Below are 24489 nucleotides of genomic sequence, written 5' to 3' on the forward strand. Positions count from 1 at the left end.
TGGATGCCCGGGTCAAGCCCGGGCATGACGTGAGAGTGTTTAGCGCGAAATGCGGGATTTGTAAGGTCTGCTTAGACCCTGCCCTTCAACGCCGCGCCGATTTCGTCCAGCGACTTCGGATCCTCGATGGTCGCGGGCATGGTCCAGCTGTCGCCGTCCGCGATCTTCTTGATGGTGCCGCGCAGGATTTTGCCCGAACGCGTCTTCGGCAGCCGGCCGACAGCGATGGCGAGCTTGAACGCCGCGACGGGGCCGAGCTTTTCGCGCACCAGCGCGACCACTTCCTTCTCGATGTCAGCAACCGGCCGCTCAACGCCGGCCTTCAGCACCAGGAAGCCGCAGGGCACCTCGCCCTTGATGGTATCCTTGATCCCCAGCACGGCGCATTCGGCGACGTCCGGATGCGAGGCCAGAATCTCTTCCATGCCGCCGGTGGAGAGGCGATGGCCGGCGACATTGATGATGTCGTCGGTGCGGCCCATCACATAGACATAGCCATCGTCATCCAGATAGCCGGCATCGGAAGTTTTGTAGTAGCCGGGAAACTCGTTGAAATAGGCTTCCTTGCAGCGCTCGTCCTGCTCCCACAATGTCGGCAGACAGGCCGGCGGCATCGGCAGCTTGATGACGATGGAGCCCATGGTCCCCGCAGGCAGCGGCCTCGCGGCTTCGTCGACCACTTCGATCTTGTAGCCGGGCATCGGCACCGTCGGCGAGCCGTGCTTCACCGGCAACTGGCCAAGGCCCACCGGATTGCCGGCGATGCACCAGCCGGTCTCGGTCTGCCACCAGTGATCGATCACCGGCACCTTCAACTGCTTCTCGGCCCAGTCCACCGTCGGCGGATCGGCGCGCTCACCGGCCAGGAACAGCGTGCGGAAATGCGAGAGATCATATTTGCGAATGAAACTGCCGTCCGGATCGTCCTTGCGGATGGCGCGGAAGGCGGTCGGCGCCGTGAAGAAAGCAACGGCCTTGTGTTCGGAGATGACGCGCCAGAACGCGCCGGCATCCGGCGTGCCGACCGGCTTGCCTTCATACATGATCGACGTCGCGCCATGGAACAGCGGCGCATAGACGATATAGCTATGGCCGACCACCCAGCCGATGTCGGAGCCGCACCACCAGACTTCGCCCGGCTTCACGCCGTAGAGATTCCACATCGACCAGGCGAGCGCGACGGCATGACCGCCATTGTCGCGCACCACGCCCTTCGGTTTGCCGGTCGTGCCGGACGTATAGAGGATATAGAGCGGATCGGTCGCCAGCACTGGCACGCAATCCGCGGACTTCTTCGCCGCCATCGCCTTGCTGCGCAATTCGGCCCAGTCATGATCGCGGCCGGCCACCAGGTCGCAGCCATGCTGCGGGCGCTGCAGGATGATGCAGGCATCGGGCTTCGCGCTGGCGAGCGCGATCGCTTCATCCAGCAGCGGCTTGTATTGCACGATGCGGCCGGGCTCGATGCCGCAGCTCGCGGACAGGATCAGCCTCGGCCTCGCATCGTCGATGCGTGTCGCGAGTTCCTTCGCCGCGAAGCCACCGAACACCACCGAATGCACCGCGCCGATGCGCGCGCAGGCGAGCATGGCGACCACAGCCTCAGGTACCATCGGCATATAGAGGATGACGCGATCGCCCTTGCCGACGCCAAGGTCCTGCAGGATGGCGCCGAGCACCTGCACCTCATGCAGCAGCTGTGCATAGGTGATTTTCCGGACCTCACCCGTCAGCGGTGAGTCGTGAATCAGCGCGACCTGATCGGCGCGGCCACCGGCGACATGGCGATCCAGCGCGTTGTAGCAGGTGTTCAGCACGCCGCCGACAAACCAGCGGCCGTAGAGACCCACGGACGGATCGAACACCTTCTTCGCTGGCGCAATCCAGTCGATCGCCTTCGCGGCTTCGCTCCAGAAGCCTTCCGGATCGGACAGCGACTGCGCGTGGACGTCGTGATAGCGGCTGGATGCGTTGGTTGTCATGGCGTCTCTCCCGCCCCAGCTTTACCGCCGGGTTCATTGCACACTGATTGTCACGGGATCGCCGGCTATTTCAAGGGTGCCTTTGGTTGTGGCTTGACTGACATCTCGACGCCGATCCGCTCGATCTCCTGCGCCAGCGCCTTGTAATTGACACGCGCTACGTCCAGTTGCGGATCGAGCTTGATCGCGGCGCCAAAATCGCGGACTGCGCGCGGCCGATCACCTTTCTTGCGCCAGAGTTCGCCGCGCGCATTGAACAGAACGGCCTGCGTCGGATCGAGCCGCAGCGCCGCGTCATAATCGGCGATGGCGCGATCGGTCTGCTCCTTGCGTATGTAAACACCCGCGCGCGCAATCAACGCTTTCAGCCGGTCGGCCCGCTCAGTCTTTTCGTTGTCGATCAGCGTACTGCAAACTGCGAGAATCTTCTCGTCATCGCCTGACACAACTGCTGCAACGCACAGCGCGGGATCGACGGGCGCGGTGGCTGCGGGCTCGTTGACCGCTGGCCATGCCCTGTCGGGAGCCACGCAACATAGTGCGAGCAGAACGCTGACGATGCATGGCCCGCTGCCCACATATGAATTGCGAAAAGTCATTGTCTATCGCGTGCTCGCATCGGCGGATGGATGCAATCCGATCGCCGGCTTGCGCGCCGCCACCCGATATTTCTCAAGCTGTTTGCGATGTCGCAAAGCGATATCCAGCGTTGAATCGATCTGAACGGCTGCGTCGAAATCGGCCAGAGCGCGCGCAGGGTCACCCTTATCGCGCCAGGCGACGCCGCGATTGTTGTAGGCCATCGCCAGCTCGGGCTGAAGCTGCAGCGCCGTCGTGTAGTCGGTGATAGCGCGATCATATGCGCCGCTGAGGCTGAACGAATTTCCGCGATTCACGAAATAGCTGGCCTTCGGCTCCAGCCTGATTGCCGCGTCGAAATCCGCAATCGCGCGGGTATAGGCATTGTTGCGCGCATAGGACTGACCGCGCGCATCATAATGTTCCGCGGTCGGCTCCAGACGAATGATGTCGCTCTGGTCGTCGATGACCAGATCGAAGCGCTTGACCTTGGCATAGGAGGCGGCCCGGTCGAGCAGGCTCTGCACCCGATTGGGATCGAGGCGAACAGCTTCGGTATAGTCGCGGACCGCGAGGCGATTTTCGTGCATCGATGCGAAAGTCGCGGCGCGGCTCGCAAATAATTGAGCCTCGTTCGGCCGCAGCTTGATCGCGCGGTCGAAGTCATCAAGCGCACGATCGAATTTCTTGCCGGCCGCAAGCGCCTTGCCGCGGGCTTCGAGCGCTGCGGCCGAGAGGGGATCGAGCTGAATCGCCAGATCGCCATCCGCAACGGCGAGGTCGACCTGTTCCAGCCTGAGTTGCAGCCCTGCGCGCACGATCAGGGCATGAACGCGGTCCGGCAATGCCGCCGTCGAGCCGATCACCAGGCCGCAGATGCCGAGCATCTGCTCGGGCGGCAAGGTGTCGTCATTCGCGCAGGTGGCAGCGGCCTCGGCCGCACCCTGCGCCCGGACAGCCGCATAGGGCAGCGATGGCGCCGCAAGAGCGGCACACAGAACCAACGTCCGAAACGAATGACCCATGAAAGCCCCAGCAAGCCAGCCGGACCACTCTACCTGATCAGGCCCCGCTCCCGATAGTAGCGCAACGCGCCGGGATGCAGCGGCACCGGGTTTTTACTCACGGCGCTCGCCAGCTTGATCTCGTGGCCGGCACGGTGCGCGATGGCGAGTTCGTCGAGGCCGTCGAACAGGCGCTTGGTCATCTGATAGACGAGTTCATCCGGCACGGCATTGCTCGTCACCAGATAGTTCATCACCGATGCAGTCGGCACGGATTTGTCCTGGCTGACATAGGTCCGGGCCGGAATGGTGTCTGGCTTGTATGGCGCACCGATCTTTTTCACCAGGGGCGGCGGCACTGGCACGATGACGATATCCGTGGCTTCGCTGAGTTCCTTGATCGACGTGACACCGAGACCGGCAGACTGCAGCGTCGCATCGAGCTTCTTCTCGATCATCATCGTGGTGGATTCGGCAAAGGAGAAATACCTGATCTCGCCGAGATTCTCATAGCGCAGCCCCGCAGCACCCAGAATGGCGCGCGCATTCAGCTCGGTGCCCGATCTACGCTCGCCGACCGAGAGGCTCCGGCCATTGAGATCGCTCAGCGTCCTGATCCCGCTCTCTTTGGTGGCAACGATCTGGATGTAATTCGGATAGAGCGCGCCGATCACCCGCAGCCGATCCTGCTTGCCGTCAAAGCCCGCCGTGGCATTGCCGGCCCAGGCGTCCTTCAGGGCATCGCCAAGCGCAAAACCCACCTGCCCGGTGCCTTGCTGCAGCCGCGAGAGATTCTCGACCGAACCGTCGGTTGTCTGCACCTGAACTTTCGCGCCGGGAATATCCGCATAGATCATCGCGATCGACACGCCGAGCGGAAAATAGATCCCGGACGTATTGCCGGTCAGCAGCGTGATCGACGGCTCGGCGCGTGCCGCTGCGCTGCACATGACGACCACAGTCGTCATGGCGGCTATCAGACGCTTCCTCATACTCATTTTATTCCTGTCATTCAGGCCGCGAAAGTGAACCGCAGCCCTCATGCGGTCAACGGCGTCGCAATAGCGAACGCCGTTGCCGCGACGAAAGTTTCACCGGTAAGCCCTTGCGCCAGCCGGGTAAAACGGCATGAATGCGCCGCACTCAGAATAATAAGGCCGGCAAAGCCGGCTGCGGGAGATATCCCGGGGGATGAAACATGGCTGACCAGAAATCAAACGCGAGCGATGACACCGTTGCCGTCTCCGACGAGGCATTGGCGAAGGCTGAAGCCTTCATCGAAGCCGATGAAGGCGCAACAAATCGCCTGCTGGGCTGGGCCGGAACGATCTCCACCGGCATCGCCGTGGTGATGAGCCTGTTTCATCTCTATGCCGCCTACGCGATCGTGCCGACGCAGGAACTGCGTTACGTCCATGTCGCCTTCACGCTGATCCTCAGCTTCCTGCTATTCCCCGTCGCTGCGCGCTTCCGCAACCGCGTGCGCTGGTGGGACATCGTGCCGGGCATCGTCGCCATCGGCACCATTGCCTATGCGCTGTGGGGCGGCGACGATTTCACCGACCGCGCTACGCTGCCGGATCATATGGATGTCATCGTCGGCATCGTCTTCATCGTGCTGCTGCTGGAAGCGACGCGCCGTACCACCGGCCTGATCATGCCGGTCGTGTCCGTTTTCTTCATTGCCTATGCGATGCTCGGCCCGCATCTGCCGGCGCCGTGGACCCATCGCGGCTATGACCTGCCGCGCCTCGTCGGCCATCTCTTCATCACGCTGGAGGGCATCTTCGGCGTCGCAGTCGACGTGTCGGCGACGCTGATCATCTTGTTCACGATCTATGGCGCGTTCCTCTCGATGTCCGGCGCAGGAAAATTCTTCATCGATTTCTCGCTGTCCTTGATGGGGAACAAGTCGAACGCCGCGGGCCGCACCGTGGTGCTGTCCTCGTTCCTGCTCGGCGGCCCCTCGGGCTCCGGCGTCGCCACCACGGTGATGATCGGCACCGTCGCCGCCCCCATGCTGGCCAAGGCCGGTTTCGAGAAGAACGCTGCCGGCGGCCTGCTGGCCGCAGGCGGTCTCGGCGCGATCCTGTCACCGCCGGTGCTCGGCGCCGCCGCGTTCCTGATCGCTGAATTCCTCAAGATCAGCTATCTCGACGTGATCTGGATGGCGACCATCCCGACCTGTCTCTACTACCTGTCGCTGCTGATCATGGTCGAGATCGACGCCAAGCGGTTCGGCGCCCACAATGTCAATGTCAGGCCCGAGCTCAGCCTCGGCGTGATGATGAAGCGTTACGGGTTCCACTTCATCTCTCTGCTCGCCGTCGTCGTTTTCATGATCATCGGCTACTCGCCGTCACTGTCGGTGTTCTACGCCACGCTCGTCACCTTCGTGCTCAGTTTCCTGCGCAAGGATACCGCGCTGGTGCCGAAGAAACTGGTGAAGGCGCTGGCCGATGGCTCGATCGGCGCGCTCAATGCTGCCACGACCTGCGCCTGCGCCGGCATCGTGGTCGGCGTCGTCACGCTCACCGGCCTCGGCCTGAAATTCTCGTCGATCGTGATTTCCTATGCGGGCGGCAGCCTGCTGCTGACGGCGATCTATACGGCCCTGATCGTCTGGATCATCGGCCTCGCGGTGCCGGTCACCGCGTCCTACATCATCTGCGCGGTGATCGCAGCACCCGCGCTGATCAAGCTCGGTGTACCTGATTATGCCGCACACATGTTCATCTTCTATTACGCCGTGCTCTCGGAAGTCTCGCCGCCCACCGCGCTGTCGCCCTTCGCGGCGGCGGCCATCACCGGCGGCGATCCCTACAAGACCACGCTGCAGTCGTGGAAATACACACTGCCGGCCTTCCTGGTGCCATTCGTCTTCGTCTGCGACCCGCAGGGCGTCGGCCTGCTGCTGAACATTCCGAAGGGCGGCTCGTGGGTGGATATCGTCGAGATCACCTTCAAGACCACGCTGGGACTGCTGGCACTCGCCGCCGTCGCGCAGAACTGGGCACTGCGACAAAATACACCGATCGAGCGCGGCCTGCTTCTGCTATCGGGATTACTGCTGGTGTTCCCGAGCCTGATCGAGGCGATCATCGAGTCGATCATCGGTCGCGACATCAGCTACACATTCGTGCCCGGCCTCATCATCGGCCTCGGCGTGCTGCTCTGGCAGGCAAGGACGAGGACGCAACCGGCGCCGGCATGACCAACGACAGAAACGAATAACGTCAAGTTATCGCATGACAGCGGACGCCGCAGATAAGCGGCGCCGCCGACTTCAGGGAGTGACGCGATGAGATGGACAGCTTTCAGACACAGGGCGTTCAGCCTTGCACTGCTCGGCATCGCCTGCGCGGCGACCGGCGCTTCTGCGGAAGACACGACCATCGCCATTGCGACCGGCGGGACCGGTGGCATCTTCTATCCGCTCGGCGGCGGTCTCGCGAACCTGTTGTCGAAGAAACTGCCGCATACCCAGGCCACCGGCGAAGTCACCGGCGGCAGCGTCGACAACATCAAGCTGCTGGAGACCGGTCAGGCCGATCTCGGTTTCATGACTGGCGACGTCGCGTCCGACGCCGTGAAGGGCGAGAACAAGTTCAAGAAGCCCGTTCCGCTGCGCACCATCGTCGCCGTCTATTCCAGCCCGGTCCATGTGGTGACCATCGCCGGCACCGGCATCGAGAAATTCGCCGATCTTAAAGGCAAGCGCATCTCGGGCGGCGCGCCGGGCAGCGCCACCGAGGCGCAGACCTTCCGCCTGCTCGAAGCCGCGGGCCTCGACAAGGACAAGGACGTCAAGCGCGAACGTCTGTCGGTCGCGGAATCCGCGTCCGCGCTCAAGGATCGCAAGATCGATGCCTTCTTCTGGGGCGGCGGCGTGCCGACCGCCGCCGTCGTCGACCTTGCCGCAACGCCCGGCGTCACGATCAAGCTGATCGACATCGACTACCTGTTAGAGCCGATCGTGAAAAAATACGGCCAGATCTTCGCACCCAGCGTGATCAAGGCCGGCAGCTATCCGGGCCAGACCACCGACAGCCGTGGCTTCGCCGCCTGGAATCAGATCATGGCCACCGACAAGATGTCGGACGACACGGCCTATGCGATCACAAAGACGATCTTCGAGAACAAGGCCGATCTCGTCGCCGTCCATAAAGAGGCGGAGAACATCAATCTCGCCACGCAGACACCAGCGCAGTCGCCGGCGCCCTATCACCCCGGCACGCTGAAATATCTCAAGGAAGTCGGCGCGGTGAAATAGTCACCGCGACATCAATCAAAACTGGAGGAGAGGACAACCATGTTCAAGCGTTTCAGAAAGACATCGATTGCCGTGGCGCTGGTCGCCACTGCCGGCCTTGCAGGCGCGGCCATCGCGCAGCAGAAGACCATGGCGATCGGCACCGGCGGCACCGGCGGCGTGTATTATCCGCTCGGCGGCGCCATCGCCAATGTGCTGTCGAAGGCGCTGCCGAACACCCAGGCCACCGCGGAAGTCACCGGCGGCTCGGTCGATAACCTCAAGCTGATCGCCTCGGGCCAGAGCGAGCTCGGCTTCAGCATGGCCGACGCCGCGCTCGACGCACTGAACGGCCAGGACAAGTTCAAGAGCGGCAAAGTCCCGCTGCAGACCCTGCTGGTGGTCTATCCGAACCGCATGCATATCGTGACCATCGAGGGCGCCGGCATCGAGAAGATGTCGGATCTCAAGGGCAAGCGCGTCTCCACGGGCTCGCCGGGCGGTGCCACCGAAGTGATGGCGTTCCGCGTCATCGAGGCCGCCGGTCTCGACAAGGACAAGGACATGAAGCGCGAGCGTCTCGGCGTGGCTGAGTCCGTCAACGCCATCAAGGACCGCAAGATCGACGCCTTCTTCTGGGTCGGCGGCGTCCCCACTGCCGCCGTCACCGATCTCGCTGCCACACCCGGCATGAAAATCAAGTTCGTCGACCACGCCGACCTCGCCGCCAAGATGAACGAGAAATACGGCAAGCTGTATTCGCCCTCGACCATCAGCAAGAGCATCTATCCCGGCATGGACAAGGACAACGCCAATACCGAAGTCTGGAACATCATCGTCACCGGCAACAAGATGAGTGACGACGACGCCTACAACATCGTCAAGACGCTGGTGGAGAAGAAGGCCGACATCGTCGCCGTGCACAAGGAGGCCGAGAGCTTCTCGCTCGACAACCAGGTGCAGGAGCGCTCCCCGGTGCCGTTCCATCCGGGCGCGCTGAAATACTTCAAGGAAAAGGGTATCGGGAAATAAGACCGGCCATCACGCGACGAGACTTTGAGCCGCGGCACGCAAGTGTCGCGGCTTCTGTTTGAGGGAGTAACAACCCACTCTCCTGTCATCCCCGCGCAGGCGGGGATCCATACACGCCGAATACCGCGGAACCGGATCACTCAACCGCCGTTGCCTGCCGGGCACTGCCGTGCCGTGAGGGCCGCGCGTGCACGACGACGCCAACAGGATCAAACATCCGCTCGACGCGCTGAACTTCTTTCTCGCCGATGTCCGAGATGGGCTCGGGCCCTATCTCGCGATCTATCTGCTGACGGTCCAGAAATGGGACGAGGCCTCCATCGGCATCGTGATGTCGGTCGCCGCCCTCGCTGGCATCGTCGCGCAGACCCCTGCCGGCGCCCTGATCGACAAGACCAAGGCCAAGCGCGCCATCGTCATTCTTGCCGCCGTCATCGTCACGCTCGGCTCGATCGCGCTGCCGCTCTATCCCGGTTTCCTGTTCGTCGCGACGACACAGGCGCTGACCGGTGTCGCCGCGGCCGTCTTCGCGCCGGCACTGGCGGCGATCACCCTCGGCATTGTCGGCCCCAAAGCCTTTGCCCGCCGGATCGGCCGCAACGAGGCGTTCAACCATGCCGGCAATGCGACGGCGGCGACGCTGGCCGGCATCTTCGCCTATGCCTTCGGGCCGATCGTCGTGTTCTGGCTGATGGCCGCGATGGCTGTGGCGAGCATCCTCGCGACGCTGGCGATCCCCGCTAATGCCATCGATCATCAGATGGCCCGCGGCCTCGGCGATCTCGACGAAATGCACGATCACGATGCCGCCGACCGGCCTTCCGGCTTTCAGGTGCTGCTGACCTGCAAGCCGCTCCTGATATTTGCCGCCGCCACCGTGCTGTTTCATTTCTCCAATGCGGCGATGCTGCCGCTGGTCGGCCAGAAACTCGCACTGGTGAACAACGAGCTCGGCACCACGCTGATGTCGGTCTGCATCGTCGCGGCACAATTGGTGATGGTGCCGGTCGCCATGCTGGTCGGCCGCAAGGCCGATGTCTGGGGCCGCAAACCGATCTTCGCCTGCGCGCTCGCCGTGCTGGCGCTGCGCGGCGCCCTGTATCCGCTCTCCGATAATCCCTACTGGCTGGTCGGCGTGCAGACTCTCGACGGCATCGGCGCCGGAATCTTCGGCGCGATCTTTCCGCTCGTGGTCGCAGACCTCACTTATGGCACCGGCCACTTCAATATCAGCCAGGGCGCAATCGCCACCGCCGCGGGATTGGGCGGCGCTCTCAGCACGGCCATTGCCGGCATGATCGTTGTGAAGGCCGGCTACAGCACGGCATTCCTGGCGCTGGCCGCTTTGGCGGGGATCGGCCTCATCCTGTTCATTGTCGCCATGCCGGAGACGCGACCTTCCGACGCACGTCATCAGCCGTTAGTACCAAATGCTTAAGGATGGTATTGCATTGCGGTAGCAACTCGCAGTGCAACATAGTACCATCCACCCAGTACGTTCCCATGCATGTTGTCCATGGAAACGCCTGATCGGGAGAAGCTGAGAAGACCTGCCGGTTGCGCAGATGAGTCGCAGGAGCGGACCGTCGGGTTCGTTGCCCCAGCCGTGCCGGTTCCCACTTGATCCCGGCCTCCCGTCAATGTCTTAAACACCCTCAATCAGATCGTGCGTCGCAGCCGCGCGGCCTGTCCGACATGCAAAAGGACTCTTCGAGATGTCATCATCGATCCGCTTCCCGTCCCGCCGCTCCGTGATCCTCGGCGGCGCGGCTGCCCTCGGCACCCTGCCGATCCTGTCGCGCCGCGCCAGCGCAGCCGAGTGGCCCACCAAGCCGGTGAAGTTCATCGTTCCGTTCGCGGCCGGCGGCACCACCGACATTCTGGCGCGCGTCGTCGCGCAGAAGATGTCCGAAGAGATGGGCCAGCAGTTCATCGTCGAGAACAAGGCCGGTGCCGGCGGCAACATCGCCGCTGACTTCGTCGCCAAGGCCGAAGGCGACGGCTACACCTTCCTGGTCGGCACGCCCGGCACCCACGCGATCAACAAGTTCGTGTTCAAGAACATGACCTATGATCCGGTGAAGGATCTGGCGTCGGTGATCGTGATCGCCAAGGTGCCGAACCTGTTCTCGGTGACCAATTCGCTGCCGGCCAAGAGCGTCAAGGAGTTCATCGAACTCGCCAAGGCCAAGCCGGATGAATATTTCTACGGCACGCCGGGCCTCGGTTCGACCGCGCATCTGTCGACTGAACTGTTCAAGTCGATGACCGGCGTGAAGCTGACCCACGTGCCCTACAAGGGCAGCGCCCCCGCGCTCACCGACCTGATCGGCGGCCGCGTCCATGTGATGATCGACAACCTGCCGGCGGCGCAGCCTTTCGCCGAGAGCAACCAGATCCGTGCACTCGCCGTCTCCACCAGCAAGCGCTGGGAGCCGATGAAGGACATTCCGACCATCGCCGAATCCGGCGTGGACGGCTACGACGCCGCCTCCTGGTTCACCATCGCAGCCCCGGCGAAGACGCCGAAGGAGATCATCGCCAAGCTCAATGCCTCGACCGATAAGTTCATCAAGTCGGCCGACGGCACTGCCCGCCTGATCAAGCTCGGCGCCGATCCGACCGGCGGTTCGCCAGCCGACATGGATGCCTATGTGCAGTCTGAAATCGAGAAGTGGGGCAAGGTCGCCCAGTTCGCCGGCATCAAGCCGGAGTAAGGGCAGCGCAGGGTTGGCAGGGCGTTAGACGCGCCTGCCTGTCTTGCTCTCTTCTTGAGCTCAACACATCAAAGGGCACGCGCTGAAGCGCGTGCCCTTTTTGTCTTTTGGGTGGTTGGCGCCTGCTTTACATTCGTCATTCCGGGGCAGGACGGACCGCGTAGCGGGCCGGACTGAGCCCGGAATCTCGAAGTGTTTGGCGCTGAACAGGTCGGGATTTCGGGTTCGCGTCCGGCAAGTGCCGCCCGCGCCCCGGAATGACAGTGGAGGGAACGCACCCAAACATTTTTTCCTATCTCCCGTTGACAGCATCCCTATCTTGATTATATTCCCCTCCGTCCTGCCCCACCGAGAGGGGCGATCGCGATCGTCACGTTCGCGGGGTGGGATGCGGTGGACGCCGGAGATGCGGCGTCACGCGGTTCATGGGGGAACGTCTGTCTTCGGGCAGGACGGCTCTGCGCCAGCACTACCACTGGCAAGGAGACGGCCGACCTTCGGATGGACAACCCCCTGGACAGTGTGACGGACGACCAACTCGAAACGCGTTCGGCCAAGTGCTTTGCGGCTACCCTGTCCCTCCGCCCTGGGACATTAATTTTGGTGATGGGACCGTTCGCCATGGCAGATGTGCAAGCAACCGAAAAAACACCGCATGCGGAACGCCGGGCAATCGCTCGGCGCCTCCGAAAGTCCTGATGCACACTAACCTGCGGAAGACCGCATTCGCATCAGGCCCAAGGGTGCAACGGGCACCCGGCGTTCCGCACGCCCTCTCGCAAGGGGGCGGGAATGCGAAGCACGACGGCGCCCCCGCGCCGCAAACAATGGGGGCGATGACGCATGTCTGAAGAGCAGTGGCTGTTTGACAGTTGAATCTGTGAATGACGCGCAGGCGTTTGTGGCATCCCTCCCCCCGCGCGAAGCGAAGCTTCGCTAGGCGGGGAGGGTCGGCCGAACGAGGCGATGCGTAGCATCGACGAAGTGGAGGCCGGGGTGGGGGTGCCCCACGTGAGAGCGCCGCTTGTGGCACCCCCACCCGACCGGCCAAGCGGCCGGCCCCCCTCCCCGCAAGGGGGAGGGAAAAGGAAGACCGTCTACTCGAACTTCATGTCGATGCAGCGCGACACGTCCGAGCCGAGGCCCGAGGGAATCGTGACACAGCCACGAATTTTCTGCTGGGTGTTGTCGCTGACCCACATGGCAAAACCACCATTGCCGAAGAACGAATTGGTGTTCGGCGGCTCGGTTTCCGTGGCATCGAAGGAATAGCTGGAGTCGGTGTCGAACACGCGCGGCTTCTTCACGCAGGCACCATCGCTCTGGACGTTGATGACTTCCTTGGCATCACGCGTCATCGATAGCGACACCGAGCAACGGAAATATTCCGAGGTCTTCGCATTGAACAGATAGGCATAAGAGCGGCAGGTCGCCGTACTCAGCTTGCCTGCGGCAAGCCCACGCCCGCAGGAGATGCGCTGGTTGTTGCTGAGCTTGAAATCATCCGCCGCAGCAAGACCGGGCGCCAATACCACCGCGCCAACAACCAAAAGACTTTTCACGATCGCTCGCATTGTCGAATCATCCCCATCGCCGCATTCATCGTGGACCGGCTTAGCCCGAAAGCGAAAGATAGTCGCCAGACCGCGCTTGCGAAATAACAAACTCTGTCGCGACCGCGTGTCGTATTGACGGGCTGTCACCGTTCGTGATTTGTTCAAGACAACCGCGCAGCCGCGATGTACTTTCAAAAACACGTTTCGGAGAATTTGGGATGACCGCTCGAGCCTTTACGATGCTATGCGCCACGGCGCTGGTGACATCGGCCCTGGCCGGCCCTGCGCTGGCTCAGGCACCGACACCCTGGGTGCTCTCGCCCGACATGGGCTATGGCTACGACGCGTCAGGCAAGACCTTCGCGTACAAGATGGGCACCAACAATGCCAAATTCCTGCTGAAGGGCGCCAAGAAAGTGCCGAAGAACACGCTCTTCTTCATCGGCGAGAACGGCCAGCTCTATATGCGCAGCGGTCCGTTCCTCGAAGATGATGGGAAGTTCAAGTTCGGCCCGGGCTAGCCCCGGTTTCGGACAGGATCATGCGCAACCGGACGGGTGCCGCATGACGGAGACATGACATTGCTCCCTTCGCCATGAAGCCCTCTCCCACCACGGTGGCAGAGGTGATACAGAGCGCTTCATCTTTTTACGAAAGCTGAAAGCACTCATGGCCAAGTCGCTGCCCGTCTCCCCCCTCGCCCCGACCGCTGTTCCCGAACTGCCCGCGATTGCAGGCGTGCGCCTCGCCACGGCCGCTGCCGGCATCCGCTATACCGGCCGCACCGATGTGCTGCTCGCGGTGATGGACAAGGGCACGACGGCCGCCGGCGTCTTCACAACGTCGAAGTGTCCGTCCGCTCCGGTGGAATGGTGCCGCGCCGTGCTGAAGGGCGGCAAGGCGCAGGCGCTCGTGGTCAATTCCGGCAATGCCAATGCCTTCACCGGCAAGACCGGCAAGGCATCGACCAAGCTGACCGGCGACATCGCGTCCAAGGCCGTCGGCTGCAAGCCGAACGAGATCTTCCTCGCCTCGACCGGCGTGATCGGCGAGCCGCTCGACGCCACCAAGTTCGACGGTGTTCTCGCCACGCTGGCCGATAGCGCGACGCCCGAGGGCTGGATGGACGCCGCCAAGGCGATCATGACCACCGACACCTTCCCGAAGGTCGCGACGGCCACTGTGAAACTCGGCAAGGCCAAAGTCACCATCAACGGCATCGCCAAGGGCTCGGGCATGATCGCACCGGACATGGCGACCATGCTGTCCTTCGTCTTCACCGACGCGCCGATCAGCGCGCCGGCCTTGCAGGCGCTGCTCAAGGCGGGCGTCGATGACACGTTCAATGCCGTGACGGTCGATGGCGACACTTCGACCTCCGACACCCTTATGATGTTCGCCACCGGTGCCGCGGCGGCCCAGGGCGCACCGAAGATCACCAAGGCCAGCGACGTCAGGCTAAAGCCATTCGTGAAGGCGCTGCAGACGCTGCTCGCCGACCTCGCCGAACAGGTCGCCCGTGACGGCGAAGGCGCCCGCAAGCTGATCGAGATCATCGTTGAAGGCGCAACCACCAAGGCCTCGGCCCGCAAGATCGCCATGTCGATCGCCAATTCGCCGCTGGTGAAGACTGCCGTTGCCGGTGAAGACGCCAATTGGGGACGCGTGGTGATGGCCGTCGGCAAGGCCGGCCAGCCGGCCAATCGCGACAAGCTGTCGATCTCGTTCAACGGCATCCGCGTCGCCAAGTCCGGCGCGCGCGACCCGTCCTATAACGAGGCCGAGGTCTCGAAGACGATGAAAGAGCAGAAAATCCAGATCAAGGTGGCGCTCGGCCTCGGCAAAGCGCGCGACCGCGTGCTGACCTGCGACCTCACCAAGGAATATATCGCGATCAACGGCGACTATCGGTCGTGAAGAGGATCGCCGCGGGCATCGGTCTGGCGGCGATCGTCTTTTCGACGGAGGCCTTGGCCAAGGACCTGCCGGTCGGGCGCATGCGGCGCGCGACCGAGAGCAACAAGGAAGTGGGTATCGGCATTGGCGCACGCTGGAACAATGCCTGCAAGAGCGTCGGCATTCCGCAGGTTCAGCTCGACACCGCACCCGCTCATGGTTTCGTCTGCCTGCGCAGCGGCCTGGTCAAACCGAGCAATGTGTTGTTCGGTGGCGCCAAGCACTGCATGCCGATGGAAATCGAAGGCGTCGAGGTTGTGTATCGGTCCCGCCCGGGGTTCGACGGCACGGATACGCTCGGCTATACGCTGAGATTTCCGCGCGGTACGAAGCCATTGATTGTCGATATCCGCATCAAGCCCGCTGCGGGCATTGCGCGCAAGGACAATGACCCGACGTTCACGCGCCAGCCTCCGGGCGAGATTCCAAGCTGCGCAGCGCTAGTCTCTTGAAATGAGATATATCCGATGAAAATGGTTCTCGTCGTCGCCTGCGCTTTGATTGATCCTGACGGCCGCGTGCTGATTGCACAGCGGCCGCAAGGCAAGGCGCTGGCCGGCCTGTGGGAATTTCCCGGCGGCAAGCTGGAGCCCGGCGAACGGCCGGAAGCGGCGCTGATCCGCGAGCTGCACGAGGAGCTCGGGATCTCCGTGAAGGAAGCCTGCCTTGCGCCACTGACTTTCGCCAGCCATGCCTATGAGGACTTCCATCTGTTGATGCCGCTCTATATCTGCCGGCGCTGGGAAGGCCTCGCGATCTCCAGGGAAGGTCAGAACCTCGCCTGGGTACGCCCCAACAAGCTGCGCGACTATCCGATGCCGGCCGCGGATATCCCGCTGATCCCGCATCTGATCGATCTGCTCTAGGGCTTCAGCCCCTTCACCGCGTCGGCGAGACTTGCTTTCGCCGAGCCCGGCTTCAATGGCTTCTGCTGGCTCTCATGCGGCGCCCAGCCGGACAGCCAGATGATGTCGAAGGTCGCGCGAATGCGGCCGTCGGGATCGGCAAAGCGCTCGCTGTAGATCTGCGCCATGCGCAGCAGCGTCGCGCGGCGCAGCGGCGCCCGGCGGCGCTCGACCAGCACATTGGTGGCGCCCATCCTGCGCAGATCCTGCATCAGACCGAAGGCACTGTCGTAGCGCACCACGACGCGATCCACATCGGTCACCGGCAGCGCAAATCCCGCCCGCTGCAGAAGCGCGCCGACATCGCGCAGATCGGCCATTGGTGCGACGCGCGGCGAGATGCCGCCTTCGCGTTCGGCTTCCGCCGCGGCGAAGGACTGCCGCAGCTCGGTCAGCGTGTCGCCGCCGAGCATTGCGGCCAGCAGCAGGCCGTCAGGCTTCAGCGCGCGGCGGATCTGCGCCATGACGCCCGGCAGATCGTTAACGAAGTGCAGCCCGAGCGCGGAGATGACGAGATCGAGCGACGCCGGCGCGAGATTGAGACCATCGCTTTCGACATCGGGCACGTCGGCATGTGTGAGATGGCCGACACGCCCGGCCACAACATCGCGCAGACGGTTGCCCGGCGTCGCGACGTCAGCGGCATTGTCGAACTGGCGCAACACCGCCTGCAATCGCTCATCCATGTCGGCGATGACACGATCCAGCAGGAAATTCTCGGCCCCCAGTCGCAACGCACGCGTCTGCCGCGCCCGCAACAGAGCGCGGTCGAACAGAATAGGTGCGGTATTGGAGGTCTGGGCCATGCGGCTTGGTACGCCGAAGACCGGGGATCTGGCAATCGCGCTTGAGATCGGCGCAGGAGGGCTCTAGCCTTCAACCCATGGACGCAGAGGCGACAGTGTCGTGGTCCCTCCCCGCGCAATTGCGCGGCGCGCTGAAGCTTTGCCGGTCTGCATGGACGCAAACCGCCCGTCTTGCGCTCGACATCGCGCTGCCGACGCTCTGCGTCGCCTGCCGGGAGCCCGTCGCCGGCGAAGGCGTCTGTGCGGCCTGCTGGGGCCAGCTCTCCTTCATCGCGCCGCCGTTCTGCAGCCGGCTCGGCATCCCCTTCGTCTACGATCCCGGCCCGGGCATCCTGTCGATGCAGGCGATTGCCGATCCGCCGGCCTATCAGCGGGCCCGCGCAGCCGTGCGCTATGACGATGTCGCCCGCACGCTGGTGCATCAGTTGAAATATCATGACCGGACAGACCTCGCGCCAATCATGGGTCGCTGGATGGCGCGGGCGGGGAAGGAATTGCTCGCGGATGCCGATATTCTGGTGCCGGTGCCGCTGCATTGGCGGCGCGGCTTCAGCCGGCGCTTCAACCAGTCCGGCGCGCTGGCGCGGGCAATCGGCCGGCAGAGCGGCGTTGCGATATCCCGCGACGCCTTGCGGCGAATACGCCCGACCGAGCACCAGATCGGCCTGTCGCGCACCGAGCGCGCTAGCAATGTCCAGGGCGCCTTCAAGGTCCCGCCTGAACGCTGGGCTGAAATCCAGGGCCGCCGCGTCATTTTGGTCGACGACGTGCTGACCTCGGGTGCCACGACCGACGCCTGCGCACGGGCGCTGCTGCGCGCCAAGGCGGCCCAGGTCGATGTGCTGGTCTTTGCGCGGGTTGTGGAGGCCCACAAGGTCCCCATATAATCAGGCACTTCCCTGCAACTGGAGCACCCGATGGCCGCCGCGATTGAAATCTACACCCGCCCCGGCTGCGGCTATTGCAGCGCCGCGATCTCGCTGCTCCAGCGCAAGAAAGCTGCATTCACCCATTTCGACACTGCGACCGATCCGAAGCTGCGGCAGGAAATGTTCGACCGCACCTATCCAGGCGCCACCTTCCCGCAGATCTTCATCGATGGCACCCTGATCGGCGGCTGTGACGATCTCTATGCATTGGACCGCGAAGGCAAATTTGACGCCATGATCGCAGGCGAGAAGGCCACCTCATGAGCCAGACATCCCCAACGTCCGAGCCCCAGACCTTCACCGCCGCCATGGTGCAGATGCGCACCGGCCTGCTGCCGGAGGCGAGCCTCGAACAGGGCCGGCACCTGATCCGCGAAGCCGTGCTCGCCAGCGCTGACTATGTGCTCACGCCGGAAGTGAGCAACATGATGCAGCTCAATCGCACGGCGCTGTTCGAACATCTGCGCCCGGAAGAAGACGACCTCTCGCTGAAGGCCTATCGCGCGCTCGCCGCGGAGTTGAAGATCTACCTGCATATCGGATCGCTGGCCGTGCTGGCCAACCCGGAACGCGCCGCCAATCGCTCGTTCCTGATTGGACCGGACGGCAATGTCTTGGCGAGCTACGACAAGATCCACATGTTCGACATCGACCTGCCGAACGGAGAGAGCTATCGCGAATCCGCGAATTATCAGCCGGGCGAGACCGCCGTCATCTCGGATCTCCCCTGGGGCCGCATCGGTCTGACCATCTGCTACGACGTCCGCTTCCCGGCGCTTTATCGCGCATTGGCCGAAAGCGGCGCGTCTTTCCTCACCGTGCCCTCGGCGTTCACCCAGAAGACCGGCGAAGCTCATTGGCACACGCTGCTGCGCGCCCGCGCCATCGAGACCGGCTGCTTCGTCTTTGCGGCAGCCCAGGGCGGCGTGCATGAGAACAAGCGTGCGACATATGGACACTCGCTGATTATCGACCCATGGGGCGTGGTTCTGGCCGAAGCGACGGGCGTCGAGCCGGGCTTCATTCTGGCCAAGATCGATCCTGCGAAGGTGACGGAAGCGCGCAAGACCGTGCCGTCCCTGCAGCACGGCCGCCGTTTCAGCGTCAGCGATCCCAAATCGGGCCCAGACTATCTGCACCTTGTCCGGCAAGCGACATGATCCGTTACGACCTACGCTGCGAGAAGGGCCATGCTTTCGAAAGCTGGTTCCAGAGTTCCGGCGCCTATGACTCCCAGGTGAAGCGCAAGCTGGTGAATTGCCCGAATTGCGGATCGGTGAAGGTCGAAAAGGCCATTATGGCCCCGCGTATCGTGGGCAAGAGCAAGAATCGCCCGGCACCCGCCCCTGACGCCGGTTCCGAGACCACAGCCCCGCTGATGATGGCGCCGCAGGAAGCCGAACTGCGCGCCAAGCTGAAAGAACTGCGCGATCACGTTACCAAAAACGCGGACAATGTCGGTGAAAGCTTCCCGACCGAAGCTCGCAAGATGCATTATGGCGACATCGAACATCGTCCGATCTACGGCGAAGCGACGCCGGATGAAGCACGGTCGCTGATCGATGAAGGTATCGAGGTGACTCCGCTGCCTGTCCTGCCCAGCGATCGGAACTGAGCGCAACCTCCGCTCACCAGCATTCTTGTGCGCGTTTCGACTCATCCAAACTGCGCCGTCGGTACATGATTCCGAAAGCTTCCCACATACGGCAACTTTGTGGCGTTCGAGTCACAGGCGTGCACAATCGCTTTGTTAGCCCTTGAGACATGGCAAAACTCGCCTAACTTATAAGCAAGTGCCTGAATATGAGTCGCGCGCTGCACTCAGATCGCATTGCGCGATTTCGGACCTGGATGTGTCCTGAAGGCTATAGTGCTGATGTTGAGTCGCGATCGGAAAGACGCGTTCCGTTACCACCTTAGGAGCATCGCGACCAACAGGACGGCCGACCAGCAAGGAGAGAGGGATCATGTACAACGATTCTCTGTTCAATGCGTTCGCTAGAAGTTACGAAGCCCGAAGTGAGACGGACATGTCGATGTCCGAGTATCTGGAATCCTGCAGAGGGGACCCGATGCGATATGCGAACGCGGCGGAACGCCTACTGGCGGCGATCGGCGAGCCTCAAATGATAGACACGGCCAAGGATCCACGCCTTGGCCGTATTTTTTTGAATCGTACCATCCGTAGCTATCCAGCCTTTGCCGGCTTTCACGGCATGGAAGATACGATCGAACGCATCGTCGCCTTCTTCCGACATGCGGCGCAGGGCCTCGAAGAGCGCAAGCAGATTCTCTATCTGCTCGGCCCGGTCGGCGGCGGCAAATCATCGCTTGCCGAGCGCCTCAAGGCCTTGATGGAAGTCCATCCCATCTATGTGCTGAAAGCTGGCGACGAACTCTCTCCGGTTTATGAAAGCCCGCTCAGCCTGTTTGATCCCGACACGCTCGGCCCGATGATCGAAGAGAAATACGGCATTCCGCGCCGGCGGCTTACGGGCCTCATGAGTCCGTGGTGCTACAAGCGGCTCGAAGCTTTCGGCGGCGACATCTCGCAATTCCGTGTCGCCCGCATCCAGCCGTCGCGATTGCGCCAGATCGCCATCGCCAAGACCGAACCCGGTGACGAGAACAACCAGGACATCTCCTCGCTGGTCGGCAAGGTGGATATCCGCAAACTCGAAATCTTCGCCCAAAACGATCCCGACGCCTACAGCTATTCCGGTGGCCTCAACCGCGCCAATCAGGGCGTGCTTGAATTCGTCGAAATGTTCAAGGCGCCAATCAAGATGCTGCATCCGCTGCTGACGGCGACGCAGGAAGGCAACTATATCGGCACCGAAAACATCGGCGCAATTCCGTTCACCGGCGTGATTCTCGCTCACTCCAACGAGTCCGAGTGGCAGAGCTTCAAGGCCAACAAGAACAACGAAGCCTTCATCGATCGCATCTGCGTCATCAAGGTGCCGTACTGCCTGCGCGTCACCGAAGAACAGAAGATCTACGAGAAGCTCATTCAGGGCTCCGAACTCGCCACCGCACCTTGCGCACCGGCGACGTTGGAAACCCTGGCACGCTTCTCCGTGATGTCGCGGCTGCGCAAGCACGAAAACTCGACCACCTTCGCCAAGATGCGGGTCTATGACGGCGAAAGCCTGAAAGAGTCGGATCCGAAGGCCCGCAGCGTTCAGGAATACAAGGACGCCGCCGGTGTTGATGAAGGCATGGACGGTGCCTCGACTCGCTTCGCGTTCAAAGTTCTGGCCGCAACCTACAATCACGACACGTCGGAGATTGGGGCGGATCCCGTACACCTGATGTATACGCTGGAGCAGGCAATCCGCAGGGAGCAGATGCCTGATGAAGTCGAAAAACGCTATCTCGAATTCATCAAGGCCGAGCTGGTGCCGCGTTATGCGGAGTTCATCGGTCACGAAATCCAGAAAGCGTATCTGGAATCCTATTCGGACTACGGCCAGAACCTATTCGATCGTTACGTCGACTATGCCGATGCCTGGATCGAGGATCAGGACTTCAAGGATCCTGACACCGGACAATTGCTCGATCGCGAATTGCTCAATCAGGAGCTGAGCAAGATCGAAAAGCCGGCCGGAATCGCCAACCCCAAGGACTTCCGCAACGAAGTCGTGAAGTTCTCGCTTCGCTCGCGAGCACAGAACGGTGGAAAGAATCCGACCTGGACGAGTTATGAGAAGATCAGGGAAGTCATCGAAAAGCGCATCTTCTCTCAAGTTGAAGATCTGCTTCCGGTGATCTCCTTCGGATCGAAGAAGGACGGCGAGACCGAGAAAAAGCATGACGACTTCGTCGCGCGGATGATCGTTCGCGGTTACACCGAGCGCCAGGTTCGCCGTCTCGTCGAATGGTATATGCGCGTGAAACAGGCCGGCTGACGCAAGGAGCCAACATAACGTGGCCATGCATATCGTCGATAGACGCCTGAACCCGAGCAGCAAGAGTCTTGAGAACCGCCAGCGGTTCTTGCGACGCGCGAAAGCTCTGGTTCAGGGAGCCGTCAAGAAAGCCTCCCAGGACCGCGACATCAAAGACGTCCTGGAAGGTGGCGAAGTGTCCATCCCGCTCGACGGGATGAACGAGCCCCGCTTTTATCGCGAAGGCGGCATTCGCGACCGGGTGTTGCCCGGCAACGTGAAATTCGTGGAAGGTGATTACCTTCAGCGGCCGCAATCGAAGAGCGGCAGATCGAACGATGCCGGTGAAGGCGACGGCGAGGATGCATTCCGGTTTGTGCTCAGCCGGGAGGAGTTCGTTGACATTTTCCTCGACGACCTGGAACTGCCGGATCTTTCCAAGCGCAAGCTGGCCGAAGTCGAAAACGAAGGCCTGCGCCGCGCCGGATATACGACGTCCGGTTCGCCTGCCAATATCTCGGTCAGCCGCACCGTACGCTTGGCCATGGCACGACGGGTTGCACTGCAGCGACCGCGACCCGAGGCCATTGCACAGTTGGAAGCTGAACTGGAGCATTGCAGTGACGAGCGCCGCCCCGAATTGCTGGCAGAGATCACGCGGCTGAAATCCAAGATGCGGCGGATTCCGTTCATCGATCCCATCGACATCCGCTATCGCCGCTTCGAGAACGTGCCGAAGCCGGTGGCGCAGGCGGTGATGTTCTGCCTGATGGACGTCTCCGGCTCGATGTCCGAGCACATGAAGGATCTCGCCAAGCGGTTCTACATGCTGCTCTATGTCTTCCTGACGCGTCGCTATCGCAAGGTCGAAATCGTCTTCATCCGTCACACCGACCGTGCCGAGGAAGTCGACGAGCAAACCTTCTTCCACGGCCCCGCGTCGGGCGGCACGCTGGTTTCCAGCGCACTGCAGGCCATGCATGAGATCGTGCAGTCACGCTATCGCCCCGCCGACTGGAATATCTATGCCGCACAGGCCTCGGACGGCGACAACTCCTATGCCGACGGGGATCTCTCCGGTCGCCTGCTCAAGGACATGATCCTGCCGGTGACGCAGTTCTTCGCCTATCTGGAAGTGGGCGAGAGCGGCAGCCACCCATTCGAAATGTCGGAATCCTCACTGTGGACGCTGTATCAGCGGCTGCGCGCGGAAGGTGCACCGCTGTCGATGCGCAAGGTCAACGACCGCAGCGAGATCTTTCCGGTGTTCCACGACCTGTTTCAACGTCGCCAGGCCAAGGAGAGGGTGGCTCCATGACAGACCGTCTCTACGAAGGCGCAGACTGGGACTTCACCACATTGCAGCGCATCCACGATGCCTGCGAGGAGATTGCCGAAAAGGAGCTCGGCCTCAACGTCTACCCGAACCAGATCGAGGTCATCACCGCCGAACAGATGCTGGACGCTTACTCGTCCGTAGGCATGCCGCTGTATTACAAGCACTGGTCGTTCGGCAAACAATTCGCCCATCAGGAAGCGTCGTATCGCAAGGGCCTGATGGGTTTAGCCTATGAGATCGTCATTAACTCGTCGCCATGCATTTCCTACCTGATGGAGGAAAACACGGCGACGATGCAGACGCTGGTAATCGCCCACGCCGCTTTCGGCCATAATCACTTCTTCAAGAACAATTATTTGTTCAAGCAGTGGACCGACGCCGACGGCATTCTCGACTATCTCGATTTTGCCAAGGGCTACGTGGCGCAGTGCGAGGAAAAGCATGGCCGCGCAGCGGTGGAGCAGACGCTCGACGCCGCTCATGCGTTGATGTCGCACGGCGTCGATCGCTATCCCGGTAAGAAATCACTCGATTTGCGAGCCGAGGAAAAGCGCGCCAAAGAACGCCGCAATCACGAAGAAACCTCGTTCAACGATCTATGGCGCACGGTGCCGACGGGGCGTACAAAGAGTGCCTCACTGCTCAGCGCGGAGCGACGACGCGCTCTGCTCGGCCTGCCGCAGGAAAACCTGCTGTACTTTCTGGAGAAATCCGCACCGCGCCTGAAGATCTGGCAGCGCGAACTCATCCGCATCGTTCGGCACATCTCGCAATACTTCTACCCGCAAGGTCAGACCAAGGTGATGAACGAAGGCACGGCCACTTACGTGCACTATCGCATCATGAGCCGGCTGCATCAGACCGGACAGATCTCGGACGGCAACTTCCTGGAATTCCTGCAGTCGCACACCAATGTCGTGTTCCAGCCGAATTACGATGACCGGCGCTTCTCGGGCTTCAACCCCTATGCGCTCGGCTTCGCAATGATGCAGGACATCGAAAAAATCGTTACCGATCCGACCGACGAAGACCGCGCGTGGTTTCCCGATATCGCCGGCAAAGGCGACGCAATGGCGGTGCTGCGCGATATCTGGGCCAACTACCGCGACGAGAGCTTCGTCAGCCAGTTCCTGAGCCCACGACTGATGCGCCACATGCGGATGTTCCACCTGCATGACGATCCCGCGGTGTCGGAAGGCATCCGCGTCGACGCCATCCATGACGAGCGTGGCTATCGCCGCGTCCGACGTGTGCTGGCGCGTCAGTACGACGTCGGCCTGATCGATGCGAATATCGAAGTGGTGGACGTCGACCTCGCCGGCGATCGCCGGTTGATGCTGAAGCATTCGGTGCTCAATGGCGCCCTGCTTAATGAGCCCGACGCCAAGCGGGTGCTGCAGCATCTCGCCGATCTCTGGAGCTACGACGTCTCGCTTGCCGAGGTCGATGCCTCCGGCCTGGTGCTCAAGGAACATGTCGCCCATCCTCGCATGATGGCTGCGGCCGCCTGATCGATCCCTCTCCGTTTCCTCCCGCAAACTC

Annotated in this window: 22 protein-coding genes; 16 read left to right on the forward strand and 6 right to left on the reverse strand. The window is 62.2% G+C overall.

Translation table 11 applies throughout. The features are described 5' to 3' along the window. Positions 1-71 precede the first annotated feature (71 nt). The 4 genes from CHC01_RS28350 to CHC01_RS28365 form a co-directional block, all read right to left on the reverse strand. Positions 72-1982: a propionyl-CoA synthetase gene (locus CHC01_RS28350; RefSeq protein ID WP_089267683.1), complete on the reverse strand. Its 1911-nt coding sequence runs from the start codon at positions 1980-1982 to the stop codon at positions 72-74. 65 nt (positions 1983-2047) lie between these two features. Continuing rightward, positions 2048-2512 carry a tetratricopeptide repeat protein gene (locus CHC01_RS28355; RefSeq protein WP_176454732.1) on the reverse strand — a complete coding sequence of 155 codons (465 nt, stop codon included), beginning with the start codon at positions 2510-2512 and terminating at the stop codon, positions 2048-2050. 72 nt (positions 2513-2584) lie between these two features. Next, on the reverse strand, positions 2585-3586 hold the full coding sequence (locus CHC01_RS28360) for a tetratricopeptide repeat protein (RefSeq protein WP_089267685.1): 1002 nt from the start codon (positions 3584-3586) through the stop codon (positions 2585-2587). A gap of 29 nt (positions 3587-3615) precedes the next feature. Continuing rightward, positions 3616-4557 carry a TAXI family TRAP transporter solute-binding subunit gene (locus CHC01_RS28365; protein WP_089267686.1) on the reverse strand — a complete coding sequence of 314 codons (942 nt, stop codon included), beginning with the start codon at positions 4555-4557 and terminating at the stop codon, positions 3616-3618. Between the two features lie 206 nt (positions 4558-4763). On the opposite strand from CHC01_RS28365, the gene CHC01_RS28370 reads away from it, so the two are divergent. The 5 genes from CHC01_RS28370 to CHC01_RS28390 all read left to right on the forward strand — a co-directional run bounded on the left by CHC01_RS28370 (position 4764) and on the right by CHC01_RS28390 (position 11566). Continuing rightward, positions 4764-6779 (forward strand): TRAP transporter permease, encoded by a 2016-nt coding sequence (locus tag CHC01_RS28370; RefSeq protein ID WP_089267687.1) that lies wholly within the window; start codon positions 4764-4766, stop codon positions 6777-6779. Positions 6780-6866: 87 nt separating this feature from the next. Continuing rightward, entirely contained in the window at positions 6867-7838 is a 972-nt protein-coding gene (locus CHC01_RS28375) for a TAXI family TRAP transporter solute-binding subunit (protein ID WP_089267688.1), read from the forward strand. A gap of 39 nt (positions 7839-7877) precedes the next feature. Continuing rightward, positions 7878-8849, forward strand: coding sequence for a TAXI family TRAP transporter solute-binding subunit (locus CHC01_RS28380; RefSeq protein ID WP_068729346.1), 972 nt, complete (start codon positions 7878-7880; stop codon positions 8847-8849). A 187-nt stretch (positions 8850-9036) separates the two neighbouring features. Beyond that, positions 9037-10287, forward strand: a complete 1251-nt coding sequence (locus CHC01_RS28385; protein ID WP_089267689.1) for an MFS transporter — start codon at positions 9037-9039, stop codon at positions 10285-10287. A 277-nt stretch (positions 10288-10564) separates the two neighbouring features. Continuing rightward, a complete protein-coding gene (locus CHC01_RS28390; protein ID WP_089267690.1) occupies positions 10565-11566 on the forward strand; it encodes a Bug family tripartite tricarboxylate transporter substrate binding protein in 1002 nt (333 codons plus the stop codon). Between the two features lie 1097 nt (positions 11567-12663). On the opposite strand, the gene CHC01_RS28400 is transcribed toward CHC01_RS28390, so the two are convergent. Further along, complete coding sequence (locus tag CHC01_RS28400; RefSeq protein WP_089267692.1) at positions 12664-13140, reverse strand: hypothetical protein; 477 nt, start codon at positions 13138-13140, stop codon at positions 12664-12666. Between the two features lie 200 nt (positions 13141-13340). Between CHC01_RS28400 and CHC01_RS28405 the strand changes: the two genes are divergently transcribed. The 4 genes from CHC01_RS28405 (at position 13341) to CHC01_RS28420 (ending at position 15944) form a co-directional block, all read left to right on the forward strand. Next, on the forward strand, positions 13341-13643 hold the full coding sequence (locus tag CHC01_RS28405) for a hypothetical protein (protein WP_176454733.1): 303 nt from the start codon (positions 13341-13343) through the stop codon (positions 13641-13643). Between the two features lie 148 nt (positions 13644-13791). After that, entirely contained in the window at positions 13792-15039 is a 1248-nt protein-coding gene (gene argJ / locus CHC01_RS28410; RefSeq protein ID WP_089267694.1) for a bifunctional glutamate N-acetyltransferase/amino-acid acetyltransferase ArgJ, read from the forward strand. Next, on the forward strand, positions 15036-15530 hold the full coding sequence (locus tag CHC01_RS28415; RefSeq protein ID WP_089267695.1) for a hypothetical protein: 495 nt from the start codon (positions 15036-15038) through the stop codon (positions 15528-15530). The genes argJ and CHC01_RS28415 overlap by 4 nt, the downstream gene beginning before the upstream one ends. Positions 15531-15545: 15 nt before the next feature. Beyond that, entirely contained in the window at positions 15546-15944 is a 399-nt protein-coding gene (locus CHC01_RS28420; protein ID WP_176454734.1) for a (deoxy)nucleoside triphosphate pyrophosphohydrolase, read from the forward strand. Here CHC01_RS28420 and CHC01_RS28425 read toward each other — a convergent pair. Beyond that, positions 15941-16789: a methyltransferase domain-containing protein gene (locus CHC01_RS28425; RefSeq protein ID WP_089267697.1), complete on the reverse strand. Its 849-nt coding sequence runs from the start codon at positions 16787-16789 to the stop codon at positions 15941-15943. The genes CHC01_RS28420 and CHC01_RS28425 overlap by 4 nt on opposite strands. Positions 16790-16866: 77 nt before the next feature. On the opposite strand from CHC01_RS28425, the gene CHC01_RS28430 reads away from it, so the two are divergent. The 7 genes from CHC01_RS28430 to CHC01_RS28460 all read left to right on the forward strand — a co-directional run bounded on the left by CHC01_RS28430 (position 16867) and on the right by CHC01_RS28460 (position 24458). Then, positions 16867-17676: a ComF family protein gene (locus CHC01_RS28430; RefSeq protein ID WP_089267698.1), complete on the forward strand. Its 810-nt coding sequence runs from the start codon at positions 16867-16869 to the stop codon at positions 17674-17676. A 30-nt stretch (positions 17677-17706) separates the two neighbouring features. Further along, complete coding sequence (gene grxC, locus CHC01_RS28435; protein WP_068729362.1) at positions 17707-17982, forward strand: glutaredoxin 3; 276 nt, start codon at positions 17707-17709, stop codon at positions 17980-17982. After that, positions 17979-18878 (forward strand): carbon-nitrogen hydrolase family protein, encoded by a 900-nt coding sequence (locus tag CHC01_RS28440; protein WP_089267699.1) that lies wholly within the window; start codon positions 17979-17981, stop codon positions 18876-18878. Before grxC ends, CHC01_RS28440 begins: the two co-directional genes overlap by 4 nt. Then, a complete protein-coding gene (locus tag CHC01_RS28445) occupies positions 18875-19333 on the forward strand; it encodes a DUF1178 family protein (RefSeq protein WP_089267700.1) in 459 nt (152 codons plus the stop codon). Before CHC01_RS28440 ends, CHC01_RS28445 begins: the two co-directional genes overlap by 4 nt. A gap of 352 nt (positions 19334-19685) precedes the next feature. After that, complete coding sequence (locus CHC01_RS28450) at positions 19686-21629, forward strand: PrkA family serine protein kinase (RefSeq protein WP_089267701.1); 1944 nt, start codon at positions 19686-19688, stop codon at positions 21627-21629. Positions 21630-21654: 25 nt separating this feature from the next. Next, positions 21655-22926 carry a YeaH/YhbH family protein gene (locus CHC01_RS28455; RefSeq protein WP_170849644.1) on the forward strand — a complete coding sequence of 424 codons (1272 nt, stop codon included), beginning with the start codon at positions 21655-21657 and terminating at the stop codon, positions 22924-22926. Beyond that, positions 22923-24458, forward strand: a complete 1536-nt coding sequence (locus CHC01_RS28460) for a SpoVR family protein (protein WP_089267703.1) — start codon at positions 22923-22925, stop codon at positions 24456-24458. Before CHC01_RS28455 ends, CHC01_RS28460 begins: the two co-directional genes overlap by 4 nt. Positions 24459-24489 lie beyond the last annotated feature (31 nt).

It is taken from the genome of Tardiphaga sp. OK246, assembly GCF_900188215.1.
GTDB classification, from domain to species: domain Bacteria; phylum Pseudomonadota; class Alphaproteobacteria; order Rhizobiales; family Xanthobacteraceae; genus Tardiphaga; species Tardiphaga robiniae.

Bases quoted from the DNA above. Each gene is read 5' to 3' on its own strand.
- CHC01_RS28350 (WP_089267683.1), bottom strand. From the start codon at position 1,982: ATGACAACCAACGCATCCAGCCGCTATCACGACGTCCACGCGCAGTCG.
- CHC01_RS28360 (WP_089267685.1), bottom strand. From the start codon at position 3,586: ATGGGTCATTCGTTTCGGACGTTGGTTCTGTGTGCCGCTCTTGCGGCG.
- CHC01_RS28365 (WP_089267686.1), bottom strand. From the start codon at position 4,557: ATGAGGAAGCGTCTGATAGCCGCCATGACGACTGTGGTCGTCATGTGC.
- CHC01_RS28370 (WP_089267687.1), top strand. From the start codon at position 4,764: ATGGCTGACCAGAAATCAAACGCGAGCGATGACACCGTTGCCGTCTCC.
- CHC01_RS28375 (WP_089267688.1), top strand. From the start codon at position 6,867: ATGAGATGGACAGCTTTCAGACACAGGGCGTTCAGCCTTGCACTGCTC.
- CHC01_RS28380 (WP_068729346.1), top strand. From the start codon at position 7,878: ATGTTCAAGCGTTTCAGAAAGACATCGATTGCCGTGGCGCTGGTCGCC.
- CHC01_RS28390 (WP_089267690.1), top strand. From the start codon at position 10,565: ATGTCATCATCGATCCGCTTCCCGTCCCGCCGCTCCGTGATCCTCGGC.
- CHC01_RS28400 (WP_089267692.1), bottom strand. From the start codon at position 13,140: ATGCGAGCGATCGTGAAAAGTCTTTTGGTTGTTGGCGCGGTGGTATTG.
- CHC01_RS28405 (WP_176454733.1), top strand. From the start codon at position 13,341: ATGACCGCTCGAGCCTTTACGATGCTATGCGCCACGGCGCTGGTGACA.
- argJ (WP_089267694.1), top strand. From the start codon at position 13,792: ATGGCCAAGTCGCTGCCCGTCTCCCCCCTCGCCCCGACCGCTGTTCCC.
- CHC01_RS28420 (WP_176454734.1), top strand. From the start codon at position 15,546: ATGAAAATGGTTCTCGTCGTCGCCTGCGCTTTGATTGATCCTGACGGC.
- CHC01_RS28425 (WP_089267697.1), bottom strand. From the start codon at position 16,789: ATGGCCCAGACCTCCAATACCGCACCTATTCTGTTCGACCGCGCTCTG.
- CHC01_RS28430 (WP_089267698.1), top strand. From the start codon at position 16,867: ATGGACGCAGAGGCGACAGTGTCGTGGTCCCTCCCCGCGCAATTGCGC.
- grxC (WP_068729362.1), top strand. From the start codon at position 17,707: ATGGCCGCCGCGATTGAAATCTACACCCGCCCCGGCTGCGGCTATTGC.
- CHC01_RS28440 (WP_089267699.1), top strand. From the start codon at position 17,979: ATGAGCCAGACATCCCCAACGTCCGAGCCCCAGACCTTCACCGCCGCC.
- CHC01_RS28445 (WP_089267700.1), top strand. From the start codon at position 18,875: ATGATCCGTTACGACCTACGCTGCGAGAAGGGCCATGCTTTCGAAAGC.
- CHC01_RS28450 (WP_089267701.1), top strand. From the start codon at position 19,686: ATGTACAACGATTCTCTGTTCAATGCGTTCGCTAGAAGTTACGAAGCC.
- CHC01_RS28455 (WP_170849644.1), top strand. From the start codon at position 21,655: ATGCATATCGTCGATAGACGCCTGAACCCGAGCAGCAAGAGTCTTGAG.
- CHC01_RS28460 (WP_089267703.1), top strand. From the start codon at position 22,923: ATGACAGACCGTCTCTACGAAGGCGCAGACTGGGACTTCACCACATTG.